Origin of the sequence: Spirosoma sp., from assembly GCF_048594605.1 — a bacterium.
Classification (GTDB): Bacteria; Bacteroidota; Bacteroidia; order Cytophagales; family Spirosomataceae; genus Spirosoma.
The window spans coordinates 1-16,223 of sequence record NZ_JBMDWV010000075.1; the positions used below are offsets into that span (position 1 = coordinate 1).

At 48.4% G+C, this 16,223-nt stretch carries 16 protein-coding genes; 9 read left to right on the top strand and 7 right to left on the bottom strand.

The window, feature by feature from the left end; translation table 11 throughout:
• On the bottom strand, positions 1-428 hold a 428-nt coding region (locus tag ACOJS8_RS04345; RefSeq protein WP_420147306.1), incomplete at its 3' end, for a Gfo/Idh/MocA family protein.
• Positions 429-525: 97 nt separating this feature from the next.
• Positions 526-1,290, bottom strand: a complete 765-nt coding sequence (locus ACOJS8_RS04350; RefSeq protein ID WP_420147307.1) for an NUDIX hydrolase — start codon at positions 1,288-1,290, stop codon at positions 526-528.
• Positions 1,291-1,483: 193 nt separating this feature from the next.
• On the opposite strand from ACOJS8_RS04350, the gene ACOJS8_RS04355 reads away from it, so the two are divergent.
• From ACOJS8_RS04355 to ACOJS8_RS04385, 7 genes are all read left to right on the top strand, one after another.
• A complete protein-coding gene (locus tag ACOJS8_RS04355) occupies positions 1,484-1,990 on the top strand; it encodes a (2Fe-2S)-binding protein (RefSeq protein ID WP_420147308.1) in 507 nt (168 codons plus the stop codon).
• Positions 1,987-4,191, top strand: coding sequence for a molybdopterin cofactor-binding domain-containing protein (locus ACOJS8_RS04360; RefSeq protein ID WP_420147309.1), 2,205 nt, complete (start codon positions 1,987-1,989; stop codon positions 4,189-4,191). Before ACOJS8_RS04355 ends, ACOJS8_RS04360 begins: the two co-directional genes overlap by 4 nt.
• A gap of 77 nt (positions 4,192-4,268) precedes the next feature.
• The gene (locus tag ACOJS8_RS04365) at positions 4,269-5,435 is read left to right on the top strand and encodes an XdhC family protein (protein ID WP_420147310.1); all 1,167 of its coding nucleotides are present in this window, start codon (positions 4,269-4,271) and stop codon (positions 5,433-5,435) included.
• Positions 5,436-5,438: 3 nt separating this feature from the next.
• Positions 5,439-6,044, top strand: coding sequence for a nucleotidyltransferase family protein (locus tag ACOJS8_RS04370; RefSeq protein ID WP_420147311.1), 606 nt, complete (start codon positions 5,439-5,441; stop codon positions 6,042-6,044).
• Between the two features lie 70 nt (positions 6,045-6,114).
• The gene (ruvX, locus tag ACOJS8_RS04375) at positions 6,115-6,528 is read left to right on the top strand and encodes a Holliday junction resolvase RuvX (RefSeq protein ID WP_420147312.1); all 414 of its coding nucleotides are present in this window, start codon (positions 6,115-6,117) and stop codon (positions 6,526-6,528) included.
• A gap of 75 nt (positions 6,529-6,603) precedes the next feature.
• Positions 6,604-7,176, top strand: coding sequence for a peptide deformylase (def, locus tag ACOJS8_RS04380; RefSeq protein ID WP_420147313.1), 573 nt, complete (start codon positions 6,604-6,606; stop codon positions 7,174-7,176).
• Positions 7,177-7,226: 50 nt separating this feature from the next.
• Complete coding sequence (locus ACOJS8_RS04385; protein ID WP_420147314.1) at positions 7,227-8,012, top strand: amidohydrolase; 786 nt, start codon at positions 7,227-7,229, stop codon at positions 8,010-8,012.
• Here the strand turns inward: ACOJS8_RS04385 and ACOJS8_RS04390 are convergent.
• The gene (locus ACOJS8_RS04390; RefSeq protein WP_420147315.1) at positions 7,996-8,694 is read right to left on the bottom strand and encodes an HAD family hydrolase; all 699 of its coding nucleotides are present in this window, start codon (positions 8,692-8,694) and stop codon (positions 7,996-7,998) included. The genes ACOJS8_RS04385 and ACOJS8_RS04390 overlap by 17 nt on opposite strands.
• A 200-nt stretch (positions 8,695-8,894) precedes the next feature.
• On the opposite strand from ACOJS8_RS04390, the gene ACOJS8_RS04395 reads away from it, so the two are divergent.
• Positions 8,895-10,412, top strand: a complete 1,518-nt coding sequence (locus tag ACOJS8_RS04395; RefSeq protein ID WP_420147316.1) for a DUF4301 family protein — start codon at positions 8,895-8,897, stop codon at positions 10,410-10,412.
• Positions 10,413-10,574: 162 nt separating this feature from the next.
• Here the strand turns inward: ACOJS8_RS04395 and ACOJS8_RS04400 are convergent, their stop codons facing one another.
• The 3 genes from ACOJS8_RS04400 to crcB all read right to left on the bottom strand — a co-directional run bounded on the left by ACOJS8_RS04400 (position 10,575) and on the right by crcB (position 13,428).
• A complete protein-coding gene (locus ACOJS8_RS04400) occupies positions 10,575-11,006 on the bottom strand; it encodes an RrF2 family transcriptional regulator (RefSeq protein ID WP_420147317.1) in 432 nt (143 codons plus the stop codon).
• A 580-nt stretch (positions 11,007-11,586) separates the two neighbouring features.
• On the bottom strand, positions 11,587-12,996 hold the full coding sequence (locus ACOJS8_RS04405) for a M14 family zinc carboxypeptidase (RefSeq protein ID WP_420147318.1): 1,410 nt from the start codon (positions 12,994-12,996) through the stop codon (positions 11,587-11,589).
• A gap of 42 nt (positions 12,997-13,038) precedes the next feature.
• Entirely contained in the window at positions 13,039-13,428 is a 390-nt protein-coding gene (gene crcB, locus ACOJS8_RS04410; protein ID WP_420147319.1) for a fluoride efflux transporter CrcB, read from the bottom strand.
• A gap of 136 nt (positions 13,429-13,564) precedes the next feature.
• Here crcB and ACOJS8_RS04415 point away from each other — a divergent pair, with 136 nt between their 5' ends.
• Positions 13,565-14,863: an APC family permease gene (locus ACOJS8_RS04415; protein ID WP_420147320.1), complete on the top strand. Its 1,299-nt coding sequence runs from the start codon at positions 13,565-13,567 to the stop codon at positions 14,861-14,863.
• Between the two features lie 44 nt (positions 14,864-14,907).
• Here ACOJS8_RS04415 and ACOJS8_RS04420 read toward each other — a convergent pair whose 3' ends face one another.
• A complete protein-coding gene (locus ACOJS8_RS04420) occupies positions 14,908-16,194 on the bottom strand; it encodes a D-alanyl-D-alanine carboxypeptidase (RefSeq protein ID WP_420147321.1) in 1,287 nt (428 codons plus the stop codon).
• Between the last annotated feature and the right edge of the window lie 29 nt (positions 16,195-16,223).

Here is a 16,223-nt window from a genome sequence, read left to right on the forward strand (position 1 = left end):
AGATGCTTAATCCGGGCAAACATCGGATTATAACGCTGCATCAGATTCGTAACCATCAAAAGCCCTTTTTGCCTGGCGGTTTCGATCATTTCACGGCCCTGTTCCGGATCGGTTGCCAATGGCTTCTCGCAGATGACGTGCTTTCCGGCATTCAACGCCAGCATGGCTTGCTGATAATGCAGAAAAGGTGGCGTTGCAATATAAATCAGATCGACATCGGGGTGGTTCACTAATTCCTCCAGCGTATCCAGCGACTCAGCTCCAAACCGTTTAGCCGTTGTTATGGCTTCTTCGCGCTTTGAGCCAGCAATGGCAATCAATTTAGTGTGGGGTGTCTGTAGAAATTGCTGAACGGCGAACAGACCAAAGCCCCCCATGCCAATGACACCAAGACCAATCGTACGCTCCTTCGACTCGTTTGTTTCCATACGTAGTGTGTTGTATTCCCCAAAACAACTCGCTACCAAGCGTTAATGTTACGTTACAGATTTGCCCAAATCGAATAGGAAATGGAAGATCGGCCGGTTAAACAAAGATCAGATTTCCATTTACGAGGGCTTTTTTATAATTGACCACATCAAATTCATAAAGATTCGGCGATTTGTGCGCTACGCCTGTCCGACGTTCGTTAAGCCGGGTCAGAATACTCAAACTGGTTATTTTCTTGTGGAAATTGCGCGCGTCGAGTGAACGATCCAATACTACCTCGTAGAGCCGCTGTAGTTCGGGAATGGTGAATTTTTCGGGCAGAAGGTTAAGGCCTATCGGCTGCCAGTTCAATTGCAGACGTAACGTTTTCAAAGCAACGTCAATGATCTGTCGGTGATCGAAGAGTAAGGATGGCAAATCGCTGATATCCCACCAGCAACATTCGTCCGACATAAAATCGGCAGCAGGTGTCACCTTCGTATAATCAACCAGAGCATAGTAACCAACCGAAATCGTACGCTCCGGCCATTTCCCGTCACCATTAAAGGGGATCTTCTGTCGGCGCCAAGTATCTTCCCGATCGTACCGAACGGCATCGCCGAACAGATGAAACTGCTGAAGAAATAATTGATCAAGGCCCGTTCGTTCAAGCAGAATTCGCTCGGCAGCATCATTGACGGATTCATTTTTATAAATAAATCCACCCGGCAAACACCATTCATCGGTGTCTTTCCAACGTAGCAAAAGAACTTTTAGGCGGGTATCATGAAAACCGAAAATAACACAATCGAGCGATAGCCCCAGAACACATTCGTCGGCTACGGTTTGATAATACGTAATTAGCTGATCGGCAAAAGTCATGGGGAAAGTTAAAAAAGCTTTCCGTCATTCTTACATAATTAGCCTAAACTCCCGCAGATTATACGAAATTTATGGTCTGTCTTTAAGTCGAGCCGACCGACCAACGTTTTCGCGAAATGCATCCATTCATCACATACCATTTGGGTAACTTACAGCAATATCGTATCTTGTTCATACCTATTTGTTTTGCTTTATGGCATCTTTAAAACTAACTATTAACAATCAACCGCATACGCTGGATGTAGATCCGGAAATGCCGCTCCTCTGGGCCATCCGCGACGTAGTGGGTCTAACCGGCACGAAGTTTGGATGCGGCATTGCTCAATGTGGTGCCTGTACAGTTCATCTGGACGGAAATCCAACCCGCTCATGCAGTATTCCTGTATCGGCGGTAGCCGGTCAGAAAATAACGACCATCGAAGGCATTTCTAAAAACGGCGATCATCCCCTTCAGAAGGCGTGGGTTGAGCATCAGGTACCTCAGTGCGGTTATTGTCAGTCCGGACAGATCATGTCGGCGGTGGCGCTGCTCAAGCAAACGCCAAAGCCAACCGATGCGGATATCGACACCGCCATGCAGGGAAATATCTGCCGCTGCGGTACGTACAACCGCATCCGGCAAGCCATACATACCGCTGCGTCTGAAATGGCGACTTCCTCGAAAATACCGAAAACCACCCCTAAAATCGGCAAGCGATGAGTCAGAAACCGAACAGCGAAAACACTACGTCCCGGCGGGCTTTTCTGAAATTAGCCAGCCTGACAAGCGCTACGTTTGCTCTGGGACTTTCCTCCACCGAAACACTGGCGGGCCCGATCCTGAATTTAAGTGACCAGCCACTTCTGGCCCTGCCCGAATCGGTTGAACTAACGCCCTATGTCATCATCGAGAAAACGGGCCGTATCACGATTATGAATCCTCGCCCGGAAATCGGCCAGGGAACGTATCAGTCGGTTCCGGCGCTGATTGCCGAAGAACTGGAAGTTCCTCTGGACAAGGTGGTTATCCAGCAGACCGGGGGCGAGGCCAAATTTGGCGCGATGTGGTCGCAGGCGGTTGGGGGTAGCGGTTCAATTCGTGGGGGATACACCCAGATGCGTAAAGTAGGAGCATCGGCCCGCGAAATGCTTATTAAAGCTGCGAGTGATCAGTGGAACGCACCTGTAGAGGAATGTTATGCGGAGAACGCAATGGTTATTCATAAACCAACCGGAAAAAAGTTAGCCTACGGCCAGCTCGCTGAACCAGCCGCCAAGCTTCCGGTTCCAAAAGAGCCGAAGCTGAAAGATCCGAAGCAGTTTACGATGCTGGGTAAGTCGATGCCCCGGCCAGACGTACCGCTAAAAGTGACAGGAAAAGCTACATTTGGTATCGACGCGAAAGTACCGGGAATGGTCTACGCTTCGGTGGAGCGTTGCCCTGTGCTGGGCAGCAAGCTGGTTAGTTTTGACGCTTCGCAGGCGCTGAAAGTGAAAGGCGTTCTGAAAGCGGTTAAAGTAGAGCGCATTCTCGGCAAAAACCGGTACGAAGGTATAGCCGTTATCGCTACGAATTACTGGGCGGCTTTGCAGGGTCGGAAAGCGCTTAGTGTAAAATGGGATCATCAGGGCCATGATACGTTTAATTCAGCGGAATACGAGAAAAGCCTCCGGGAACTGGCGAAGCAGGAGGGCGTAGCAGGCCATAAAGCCGGTGATTTTGACAAAACCTTTGCGGATGCTTCCAACAAGCTCGAAGCGTTTTACGAAACACCGATGGTGAGCCACTCAACCATGGAGCCGATGAACGCGCTGGCCCATTACCAGCCAAATGATAAAGTCGAACTCTGGGTCTCGACGCAGGGGGGTGATTTGGTCAAAGACGAAGTCGCTAAAGTGCTGAAAGTACCAGCCGATAATATCAAAGTTCACGTTCTGTTCAACGGTGGCGGATTTGGTCGACGGTTAACGCAGGACTTTGCGACAGAGGCTACACTGTTATCAAAAGCGATCGGCAAACCCGTCAAACTCATCTGGACACGCGAGGACGATACGTCTCTGGGACCATTCCGGCCAATGACTTTTTCGGCCATGCGTGGCGCGTTGTCTGCTGATGGAAAAGCCGTTGCGTTTCAACACAAAGTCATTTCGCCATCAATCGACGCGACGATGAACGAGAAGTACGACAAAACCAAACCCGACGGCACCATGCTGGAAGGGACAGGCGAGCAAAAATACGAAATCCCCAACCTTAGTACACGCTACGTTCACTCCGATGTTCATATTCCGCTTACGTACTGGCGATCGGTAACAAGTTCGACCGTAGCGTTTGCTCACGAATGTTTCCTGGACGAGATGGCGCACAAAGCTGGCCAAGATCCACTGGCATTCCGTTTGAGTTTGCTAACAAAAAATAGCGATGCCCAACGGGTACTAAAGAAGCTCAAGGAAGTGTCGAACTGGGATAAACCACTACCGGCTGGCAAAGGTCGGGGGGTTGCCCAATGGGAATTTTTCGCGGGCCTGGCCGGACAAGTTGTTGAAGTCTCTAAAAACAAAAGCGGTGGCGTAACAGTAGATAAGGTTTACTGCGTTATTGATTTGGGGACAGTAGTGAATCCAGATACAGTAAAGGCACAGGTTGAAGGCGCTATCGCGATGGCCTTAACGGCTGCCACTAAAGATGGTATTACGTTCGAAAACGGTCGCGCGAAGCAGACCAATTTCGATGCAAACCGAATGTTACGTATCAACGAAATGCCTGAAGTCGAGGTCCATATTTTGGCGGAAGGTGGTCCCACGATCAAAGGCGTAGGCGAACCGGGATTGCCACCCCTGGCTCCTGCTTTAGCCAATGCCGTCTTCGCAGCCACCGGTAAGCGTGTTCGACGGTTACCATTTGATCTGGAAAAAATAGCGTAGCCTGGCCCAGCATGTCCGGGCAGTAAAGAGTCATTCCAAAACACCCGGACGTGGCCGTCCAGATGTGACCTTTCCTCATGAAAGAAATTACACGTATCGTTGAAGTTTTTGAGCAGGTTGATTTTACCCAACGCAAAGCCGCGCTGGCAACCGTTGTATGGGTTGAAGGTTCGTCGTACCGACGGCCGGGCGCCCGAATGCTGATCACCGATGATGGCCGCTGGGAAGGGGCCATCAGTGGCGGGTGTCTGGAAGGGGATGCGCTACGTAAAGCCCGGCAGGTTATGCTCGATGGACAACCCATTGTTGTTACATACGATACGATGGACGATGGCGCCAATAGCTTCGGCGTTGGTCTGGGCTGCAATGGCATTATTGACGTACTGATTGAACCCGTTGATCCGCAAAACCCGCAGAATCCGGTAGCTTTTCTGAAAGAGTTTGCTCAGCAGCGAGATGTCCGGGCAATGGCTACGGTCCTGAAAAGTGACAACATCCCTGATATTGCGCCCGGCAACCGCTTTGTTCAGACGGATCTGGGCGAAGGCACTGTTCCAACCTGGTTACAAGCCGACATGCAGAACGTACTGACATCCGGGAAGCCATTGACGAAATTATACGAGTTACCATCGGGAACGATTGAAGTATTCACCGAACGTATCGATCCTGGGATTGAACTGGTCATTTTCGGAGCCGGTTACGACGTTATTCCCGTAGCCAAACTAGCCCGCGAACTTGGCTGGCAGGTTACTGTTACGGACGATTGTATAGCTCATCTTTCCCCCAAACGGTTTCCGGTTGCTACGTGCGTCTTATACGCCGACCGAGAGGCCGTTATTGACAAGCTGACCATTACGAATCGAACGGCGGCCGTGTTGATGTCACATAATTTCAACTACGACCGGGCAGTTTTACAGGAGTTACTCAAAACCGATGTGCCTTACATCGGTATGCTCGGTCCGCGTAAGCGATTCGATAAAATGCAGGCTGAATTTGAAAGGGAGGGTTTCTTTTTCAACGACGACGTATTACATCGGGTACATGCGCCTATTGGACTTGATCTGGGAGCCGAAACACCCGATGAAATTGCGTTATCGATCATAGCTGAAGTAAAAGCGTTCTTTACAAAAGGTGCCGGTGGTTTTTTAAAAAATAAGCCCGGTCCCATTCACGAACGTCTTTCGGGTAATGCGTCTATCCATACCCGCAAACCGGATACGATTGATCTGGATCCTGTTGGATAAACTATGTCAATTGCCACCATCATTTTAGCTGCAGGCGGCTCAACCCGATTGGGCGGTACGCCTAAACAATTATTAACCAGCAACGGCAAAACACTAATTCGACGTATTGCGGAATCGGCTTTATCGTTGAAGGCAGGCCCCGTAATTATCGTTTTGGGGGCAAATCAGGAGCAAATTCGACCAGAACTTACCGACTTACCCGTTCTTATTGCAATAAATACGGAATGGCAGGAAGGCTTATCGTCCTCGTTACGTACTGGCCTGAACCAACTCAGTGGTGATTCCGTCAACGCTTTTCTCGTCGTACTAACGGACCAACCCCACGTAACGTCCGAACTTCTGCAGCAATTAATCGATACGCGCCAACAAACAGGCAAAGGCATCGTAGCCTGTCGATATGGCGAAGCAACCAATCTAGGAGTACCCGCTCTGTTCGACATTCATTACAAATCCGAATTTTTAAACTTGTCGGGTGATGTAGGTGCTCGCAAACTCATGCAGCTATACGTAGACGATTGTGCTGTAATACCATTTCCACTGGCTGCGATTGACTTAGATACATGGCAGGATGTGGAGAAATGGCGGGGGTGGCATGAATTGCGCAGATAGCAGGAACTGACAATCCATGCCACCCCCGCCCTTGCCCCGCGCCTGTCCCCTTTGTACCTTTGTTACCGAAATGGCAAGACTTTTGGCAATTGACTACGGCTCGAAACGTACCGGCATCGCAGTTACCGATCCGTTGCAACTCATTGCGTCGGCGCTGGAAACGGTACCCTCGCACGACGTATTGAAATTTCTGAAAGCTTATATTGCCAAAGAACCTGTTGAGGCATTTATTGTCGGGCTCCCCAAAGGACTAGATGGCGCCGATACCGATAATACGCCCCGGGTCCGAAAGTTTGTGACACATTTGCAGAACGCTTTACCCGACATTCCGGTTTACTGGCATGATGAACGCTTTACGTCTGTTATGGCCTTACAAGCTATGATTGCGGGTGGTAGTACAAAAAAAGATCGACGCGAGAAAGGCAACATCGATAAAGTCAGTGCGGCTATTATTCTCCAATCGTATATGGAAAGTAAAAAGTAGTGATAAGCGATGAGTGATAAATAGCTGACGCAAAACTCACTCATCATTCATCGTTTATCACTCATCACTAAAAAAATGATTCTCCCAATTATTGCTTACGGCGATCCGGTTTTACGGAAGCGCGCTAAAGATATTGAACCCGGCAGCATCGACGTTAAAACGCTGAGCGAAAACATGTTCGAAACAATGTATGCCGCATCGGGCGTTGGCTTGGCAGCACCGCAGATTGGCCAGAGCATTCGCATGTTTGTAGTCGATGGTGAGCCTCTCAACGAAGATGAACCGGAAGAAGAGGTTGATCAAAGTCTGATAGGTTTTAAAAAGGTTTTTATCAATCCCGAAATTATCGAAGAAGCAGGCGATGACTGGGGTTTTGAAGAAGGTTGCCTGAGTATTCCCGGAATTCGGGGCGAAGTGTTCCGTCCAGAAATTGTTGTTATTCACTACTTCGACACCGACTGGAACGAACACGAAGAAGAATACGAAGGTATGGCTGCACGTATCATCCAGCACGAGTACGATCACCTCGATGGCAAACTCTTCACGGATTACCTGCCAACGCTACGTCGGACATTGATCAAGAAAAAACTGGCCGACATTTCCAAAGGCAAAACCGACGCGGAGTATAAAATGAAATTCCCAAAGTAGAGACGCAGGGTATTGCCGCACCGGCGGACCGGTCTCTACACAACAAAGCCATGCACATCACCCTCCTCCAGTCCAGCCTTTACTGGCACGATCCGGTAGCGAATCGCGCCACGTTGGAGGAGCATATTTTTAACCTGCCCGCGCCAACGGATCTGATTGTTTTGCCCGAAATGTTTACAACGGGCTTCACGATGGACGCTGCGAACGTAGCGGAACCGATGAATCTGACTACGTTCCGCTGGCTGAAGCAGATGGCCGCGCAAACGGGCGCTGTTGTAACGGGTAGCTACGTAGTACGGGAAGCCGGTAATTTTTTCAATCGCCTTGTCTGGATGCAACCTGATGGTCAGTATGATACGTACGACAAACGTCATCTTTTCCGAATGGCAGGAGAAGATGGGATTTATACCGCCGGCACTCGCCGGATTATTAAAGAATGGAAAGGGTTTCGGATTTGCCCGTTAATCTGTTATGATCTGCGCTTTCCGGTCTGGAGTCGTAATACAAATGGCAAGTCTCAGGATTTTGACTACGACCTCCTGCTATACGTAGCGAACTGGCCTGCCGCCCGACGTAATGCCTGGAATACATTGCTACAAGCCCGCGCCATTGAGAATCTTAGCTACGTAGCAGGTGTTAATCGGGTCGGAGTTGATGGAAACAATCATCCCTACACAGGTGATTCGGCCCTTATTGATTTCAAAGGCGACGTATTGTTTCGACATTCCGACACCGAAATCGTTCATCAACAAACACTTTCGCTGGATGAGCTACGGTCGTTTCGGGAAAAGTTTCCGGCTAACCTGGATGCCGATACGTTTACGCTATCTCTTTAACGCCTAACAGCGTCAACAACTCCCGCGCACTAGCCAACGTAGTAAACGATTTACCAACCAACTGCTCGTCTGCTACGTGTTCATGCACCCACGTTGTGTCCGAAGGAATGTAAATGGCCCGTCCACCAATATGCACAACGGGTAATATATCGGATTTCAGCGAGTTACCAATCATGATAAAATCTGCTGGTGCTACGTTGTATCTCGTTAATACGCGCTGATACGACTGCTCGTTTTTTTCGCTTACAATTTCGATGTGCTTAAAGTAATGGCCTAACCCCGATCGCGCCAGCTTACTCTCCTGGTCGAATAGATCGCCCTTGGTCAATACCATCAACTCGAAATGTTTCGAGAACACGTCCAATACCTCCGGAATACCATCCAATACGTCAATCGGGTAATCGAGCAGCCGACGACTTGTGTCAATGATTTGCTGAATTTCTCGACCGGTTATGGCGCCGTCGGTCAATTCAATAGCCGTTTCAATCATCGACAGCATAAAGCTCTTGGCGCCGTAGCCAAACACCTGAAGGTTGCGAACCTCAGCGTCGTATAGTTGCGAAGAAAGCGTCTGTTGATCAACATAATGGGCTAACAATTCACAAAATTTTTCTTTAACACCCACGAAGTTTGGTTCGTTAACCCACAACGTATCGTCGGCATCAAAAGCAATCAATTTCATAGTTGAAAAATGGTTTTGTACTCACAAAAGTAAGGATCTTCCCGATTTCGTTACGTTATTTTCATACGAGCAAACCGGCTTGAGATGGTAACTCAGCTGTTGGCTTATTGTGCAGTTTTATAAAAATTTGATTTGCGTCAGATTGCTTAAATAGCCAATTTGCCGCTCTTTCCTAACGCTATTTTCCCTTTTTATCGAATATGCAATTCACTGAACAAGATCAGGACCAGATTCTGGCGCAAGGTGCATCACTTGACCAGATTGATCAGCAGATAAACCATTTCGTTCAAGGTTTCCCGTTCCTTAACGTAATCAAAGCGGCTACCATTGGCGATGGTATTGTACGAGTTGAAGAAGATCAGATAACGGCGTATATCCAACGATTTGACAATGCGGCTCATGAGCGTGATCTGGTCAAATTTGTTCCGGCTTCGGGAGCCGCCACCCGCATGTTTAAATCGCTGTTTGCCGCGCTCGACGGTAAGTCAGACAAATCAGTTGATGAAGTATTTGCCCGCCTGACGGATTTTGCCTTTTATGGTGATCTCAAAGCGGCCATGGCTGCCAAAGGTCAGGATCTGGACAAAGCCGTTGCCGAAAACGACCGCAAAACAGTCTTGCAATTTTTACTTACCGAAGAAGGACTGGACTATGGCAGCTTACCGAAAGGATTACTCAAATTCCACCAGTACGCCGATGGCCCACGCACGCCCGTTGAAGAGCATCTGGTAGAAGGAGCCGCCTATGCCAACTCCGATGGACTCGTCAAAATTCACTTTACCGTTTCGCCCGAACACCGCTCACGCTTCGAAAAACTGATTGAGGAGCAGAAAGCCGATTATGAGGCATGGCTGGGCGTTACGTTCGACATTAGTTTTTCGGAACAGAAGAAATCGACAGACACGATTTCTGTTAATCCAGACAACTCACCTTTCCGCAATAGCGACGGTACGTTACTGTTTCGGCCAGCCGGTCATGGAGCACTGATCGAGAACTTAAATGACATTGATGCGGACATTGTTTTTATCAAAAATATCGATAACGTAGTACCCGACGAAATTAAGGAACCAACTATTACGTATAAAAAGGTTTTGGCGGCCGTTCTGCTCGATGCACAGCAGCAGATTGCTCGTTTACAGACTTTGCTCGAAGGTGAGGACGTAAGCGACGGTTATCTGGCCGAAGCCGATGAACTCTTCCGACGGACACTCTATACGTTGCCTCCTGAAGGGTTTGAAAACCTCTCAAAAACCGAGAAGGTAGACTACTTCCGCAAAAAGCTGAACCGGCCAGTACGGGCATGCGGTATGGTCAAAAACGTTGGCGAACCGGGCGGTGGGCCCTTCTGGGCCAGAAACCAGGACGGCTCGGTATCGCTGCAGGTGGTCGAATCGGCTCAGATCGACTTAAACGATCCCGGTCAAAAAAGCATTTTCGATGAAGCGACCCATTTCAACCCGGTCGATTTAGTGTGTGGGCTGAAAGATCGGAATGGTAAAAAATACGATCTGCCTGCTTATCGTGACCCTCAAACGGGTTTTATTACGGGCAAGTCGAAAGATGGCAAAGATCTTAAAGCGCAGGAATTACCCGGCCTCTGGAACGGCGCCATGGCCGACTGGAATACGATTTTTGTAGAAGTGCCGCTTATTACGTTCAATCCGGTTAAAACCGTGAACGATCTGCTGCGGAAAGAACACCAGCCAGCAGAAGAATAATCAGACAGGCTTTAAAGTTTTAGGGTTATCGAGTTCTAAAGTAAGGCCAGACCGACCGTCAAACTTTATAACTCGATAACCCTAAATACTTTTAACGTAAGTTAAGTCCCTGTTGATTTGGCAAGGCTCCTTCCTGGCATCCTTTTTGAACCCAGTGGCGATTTACTTCGCTGGAAGCGAAGCCGAACTCTGGAATGTTGTCAGGGACGTGTTTTCATAGACACCCAGATTTGCATCCCGAACCCGCTCCATGATTGGACGTAGCGCGCAGGTAACTTCATCATCACAGTCATCGCACTTGACATAAAAGTTAAAGGATACGCAGGGTGTCGGTGCAATAGGCCCGTCAATAACCCGTAGTACCTGCGCCAGATTAACCCGGCTCGGATCGACACGTAGCAAATAACCGCCCCCTTTTCCTTTCTGGCTCTGTAGAATACCGTGGTTACGTAGTTCCAGTAAAATCGCTTCCAGAAATTTCTTCGGAATGTTTTCTTTGGCCGAGATATAAGAAATCAGCACAGGGCCCTTCCCATACTCTTCCGTTAAAACCTTGAGGGCTTTAATGGCATATTTTGCTTTTTTAGAGATCATTACTACGGTGTCTAAGTGGGATTATTATGAATGTACAGGCAACAATTGCAGGCCAGAAACCTGATCAGTAAACGACCAAATTAGTAAGTCCCAAACAATTGCCCAACTAAGTAGTAAACTTTTTAATAAAAGTGTTAACTAGATTCGGGCGGCCTTTCTCTGCGCAATTTCCGAACATTAGATAACTCCCTAAAAGTTCATCGACTTAGTCGAGTAATAGACGACAATCTGAGCTACAAGTAACACACTTTGTATAAATTCCATAAAATTACTGATCAGCCTTTTTTACTCATAAGCATACCCATCAGCTTAATTATTTTACTTATAGATGTGCCCCAATAGCCCAGCTCCTGAATTGCGTACGTCACTAACGGACTTATTTTCAATACATTCGCGGCCTTTTATTACCATTCTTTTCACTTATAGCAAAGAAAAAAGCCAGTGCAAAGCCCTGGCCTTTCTATGCGACACCAATATGAATTTAAATGACAGTTGTGCGGATGAATTACAGAACAAAGCTACCGCCCGGGTATTACACGAACGTTACGTCAATGTTACGCTTGGATTATCATTAGCTGGCTCAATCAATCACTCCGTTTTGTAATGTATCAGGGTTTTCTTTCCAGAAGCCATTTACAAACCGATAGTGAATCTGATCTCCTTTTTTGAGAAGAAATGTAGGAATTTGCTCGAGTTGAAGCGGTTGAGCCGGTAATTCACCATCGTACAATACATGGACTGGCTGCGTTGGGAATGTATCAGCCTGGGCCTTCCGAACCGGAAACACCAGGACCCCCTGTTGTCGAAGGGCGATTAGATCCAGCTTGGCTAACTCAGAAACGGTGTCGAGCGTATCGGAATATTGGTACGCAGGAGCCAGCATCAGGCCCGTAGCATCAATCTCTTCAAGGCCATAGAACGTCGACAAATCCCCAATATCTTCAACGCTACTCTTATATGAAAACGTTTTGGCGGCTTTGTCGTTGACTTCGTTATGATTAATTCCCACGTCGACCAGTACCGGATGGCCTTCACGCATGACCGTAGCGTTACGTATCAGTACATCGAACAAAAGACGTCCGTTTTCGGGAATTGCCTGATAAGCCGCAGTTTCTTCCTGGCGATACGTTTCATCAGCAATGGCTTTTAGGGCCGACAGAATAGCCACAAAATTTAGCCGCCGAATGGTCATCTTTTCCGAATCACCGTTGAAGCCTCCCGATTCGACCAGAATTAACGTAGTACCCCACTTCTGAATATTATCCCCAAACGCCCGTGGCTCGAATTCATCGTCATAGCGAGCAATCTGCCCCGGCACAAACTGTTGCAGTACGCGATTCATGCCGACGATGAGCTGCATGGATCGCTGACGGACTTCGTTGATATTCCGGTCTTCATCAAAAGCTGTAGCCAGAAACGACACAACTGCCTGTTTACCTGTTTTGCCAACACTATAGCGCGGGTTCTGGTCGTGCAGATTGAAGCCAACCAGTGGCTTCAACGTCTGTTGCAAATTTTTCAGAATAGCCCCTTCCGGCGTTTGCAGACGCAGCGCATCCCGATTCATATCAATGTCCGTTGCGGTTCGGCGCTGAAAACGCTCGGCACCGTCAGGGTTGAGCATCGGCACAAAATGTAGCGTTGTTTTTGTCAGAATTGCCTGCCGGAACGTATCAAACCCATCGTTTTTTGCTTGCAGGAAGTTAAATATATCGAACAAAGCCATCGTTGCCGTTGCTTCGTCGCCATGCATCTGGCTCCATAGCAATACGTTCGTGGGTCCGCTACCGGCTTTCACCTGATAAATAGGTCGTTTTTCCAGGGACTCACCCACCTGGCTCACCGATAAAGGTTGGTTCAACGCCTGAAGCAAAGGCACAATATCCTGATGCTTAAACCGGCGGTGCGTCAATGTTTTTTCCTTGATTTGTTCATGGGCGTCGTGCAACTGACGCGCTACATCCTGAGCAGGCGAAAGACTTGAAATCATTACCAATAAAAATAGAAGTACAGAAGCGACTTTCACGCTGTTTTATAGTTTCTGTCCGAACCACAATCCACTAAATGAAGCGACCAGACATATCACTACGTTTAGGAAGATATTTACCAATGCCGCAGTGACTCGCCCATTTTGCAGCAGCACAATCGTATCATAGCTAAAACTTGAGAACGTACTGAGCCCCCCACAAAAGCCAACGCCAATCAGCAGGCGGGCCTCGTTGCCCATTGTCCGATCTACGCCCCAGCTAACCACCACACCCAGTACGAAACTAGCGAGTACGTTAACGACCAGAATCGCATTAGGAAACGGGTAACCAGTGAGCGAAGCCGGGATCAATCGACCAGCAACGTAGCGCGCTATGCTCCCCATGCCCCCGCCCAGAAATACCAGCACGTAAGGGTGCATTAGTAAGGCTCTCATGGAAACAAACTTACGAAAAAACGCTAAGGACGCAGATTTACCGTCGTTCAACTCGTTATAACAAGTGTAATTTTTCCCTATCATTGTAGCATCACCCACTCCGGCAAATCAGCCTTATTATGTTCATCTACCTATAATGGCTCAGAACCAGCTCAAAAAATTGTTAGGCGTTGGCTTTGGCGTGGCCGTAACCATTGGCGGTACGATTGGTACGGGTATTCTTCGGAAGCCGGGCCCAATTGCGCAGGATATTGGCAATCCTAGTCTTATAATCGCAGTCTGGTTAGCCGTAGGTCTTTACGCCCTTGCCGGTTCGCTGTCGGTGATGGAATTAGGAACGATGCTCCCCAAAGCCGGAGGCTGGTACGTATATGCGCACCGGGCATTTGGCAGCTACGTTGGTTTCGTGATCGGTATCAGCAGTTGGCTAGGCAGCATATCGGCAATGGCGTTCGGAGCCGCCGTGATGAGTGAATATACGGCACTGTTATTCCCATCGATACTCAATTATCAGAAAACGGTCGCCATCGGAATCCTGGTCCTGTTTGTGGCTTTTCACTCCGTTGGCGTACGTCTGGCGAGCCGGGCGCAGGAGGTGATGAGCGTACTGAAAGCGGTTGGCTTGTTAGCTTTCGTCATCGTTTGCTTTGTTGTAACACCTGAGAAACCGATCCCATCAGAGGCTGTCAAGCCACTCGCCGAAGGCAGCGTGTGGCTAGGAATTCTTGCCGCGCTGCAAGCTGTTTTTTACACGTACGACGGCTGGCACACAGCGGCTTATTTCACGGAAGAAGACGTTGACCCAAGCCGAAACTTACCCCGCTCCATGATCAGGGGCGTACTGCTCATCATCAGCATTTATATTCTGGTTAATCTGGCATTGCTGTACGTATTGCCGATTTCTACGCTGGCTGGTTCCAAACTTCCTGCGGCCGACGCAATTCAGTTTCTGTTTGGACCGAGTAGCGCGCAGGTTGTTACGTTCCTGCTTATGATTTCAATTATGGGGATCATCAATGCCCAGATTATGTTCAATCCGCGGGTCATTTTCGCGATGGGGCGCGATGGGCTGTTCTTTCGATTTGTTACCAAAGTTAACGAAGGCGGAACGCCAATCAATGCTACGGTTCTAACGGCGGGGGCGTCTATCCTGATGATTCTAACCAATACGTACAGCAAACTTTCCGACATTGCTACGTTCTTCTTCGTGCTTTGCTACGCTTCCTGTTTTGCCGCCCTGCTTCGCCTGCGCCAGACCGAGCCGGACCTGCCCCGACCCGTACTGGCATGGGGTTATCCGTTTTCAACCTGGACACTACTGTTTATATCGCTGGCGTTTTTGCTGGGCGTTGTTATTGGCGACTTTTCCAGCAGTCTCTACGCTATCGCTTTTATTGCCGTCAGCTATCCAATTTATCGACTGATAAAACAGTGACAATCAGCAACATATAAACAATTGCCTACTATGCTCCCTCTGGTTTAAAAACGCGCATGAATATCTTTTAGTAACTCTGCCGTTCGCTGTCGCATTTCGCTAACCGATTGTGTAAAATTATTGTGCATAATACTGAAATAAAGGACTTTACCCCGGCTCGTAAGCAGGTAGCCACTCAGGTTATAGACGCCAGTCATTGACCCCGACTTAGCAAAAACATACGGCTGTCCGTTCATCGACAAGCTACGTAACGTTCCAGATTGGCCAGCAGCAGGTAGTAACGCGAATAGCCTTTGTTGTGGCACTTTTGCATAAATGCGCCCCAGCAGATCAATCAGAATGTTTGGCGTAAAAAGGTTATAGCGCGATAACCCGGAGCCGTCGATCCATTTAGCACGATTGCGGTTTTCAGCTATCATTGAGTAACGCAAGACACTGTCTATCATTGTAGTACGCTCAACCCCAGGCTCTAGTTTTGGTTTGTTGCGTTCTGCAGAAATCATAAATTGAATCTGTTCGGCAAACTGATTATCGCTTACGAAAAGCATCCGTTTATAAAGCGAATCGGCCGGGGCTCCACGTAGCAATTGTGTGTTGACCGGCATAGGTGTAGTCAGCACATACACAGGTCGGTGAAGGGTATCGGTGAGTAACTGCGCGGTTAATTCAGGCGTCCAGCGAAACGGTACGTCCTGGCGTAAGGGCTTGTTATCAAGCGAACGCACAAACTGATTGCGAAACTCGTCCCGCTGTACGCCACCTCTACCGGCCTCCGTCCGTTGTATACTATCTGCAAATTGACGCGGGGTAACTTTTCCATTACGAAATCGTACTACGTTGCCATAAATAGGTAAAGACGCTAACTCAGCCGAATAATCATCGTTGTAATCGTCCCAGGCCCAACCTGCGCCGAAGCGGGGGCCTTCGTAATTAACCGCAGAGAAAAACAGTTTTTCCGGACGATTTCGCAGAAACGCCAGCGCCAACGTATCGGTTACATCTGGATGAAGCAAAAGCGGATTACCGGTTCCCCAGAAAATTAAGGAGTCGTTTCGGATAACGTAACGTAGTGCCGGCAACGAGTCAGGCAGTGAAACCAAGCCTGCATAAAAGCTAAATAACTTAGTATTAGACGCGGGCGTGAAGGGTTTATCCGCATTGTGCTGAATCAGTGGCTTTTGGCGCACAGGATCGTAAAGAGCTACGCCTGTAAAATGATCGGTATATACAGATTTCGTTCGAAGTTCACGACTGAGACGATGGGCAGGCGAACAACCAATCAACGAAACAATAAAAAGTAGTGGTAACGTAATGATCAAAAATTTCTTCATGTGCGATAAATGCGGATTAGGGGCAAACA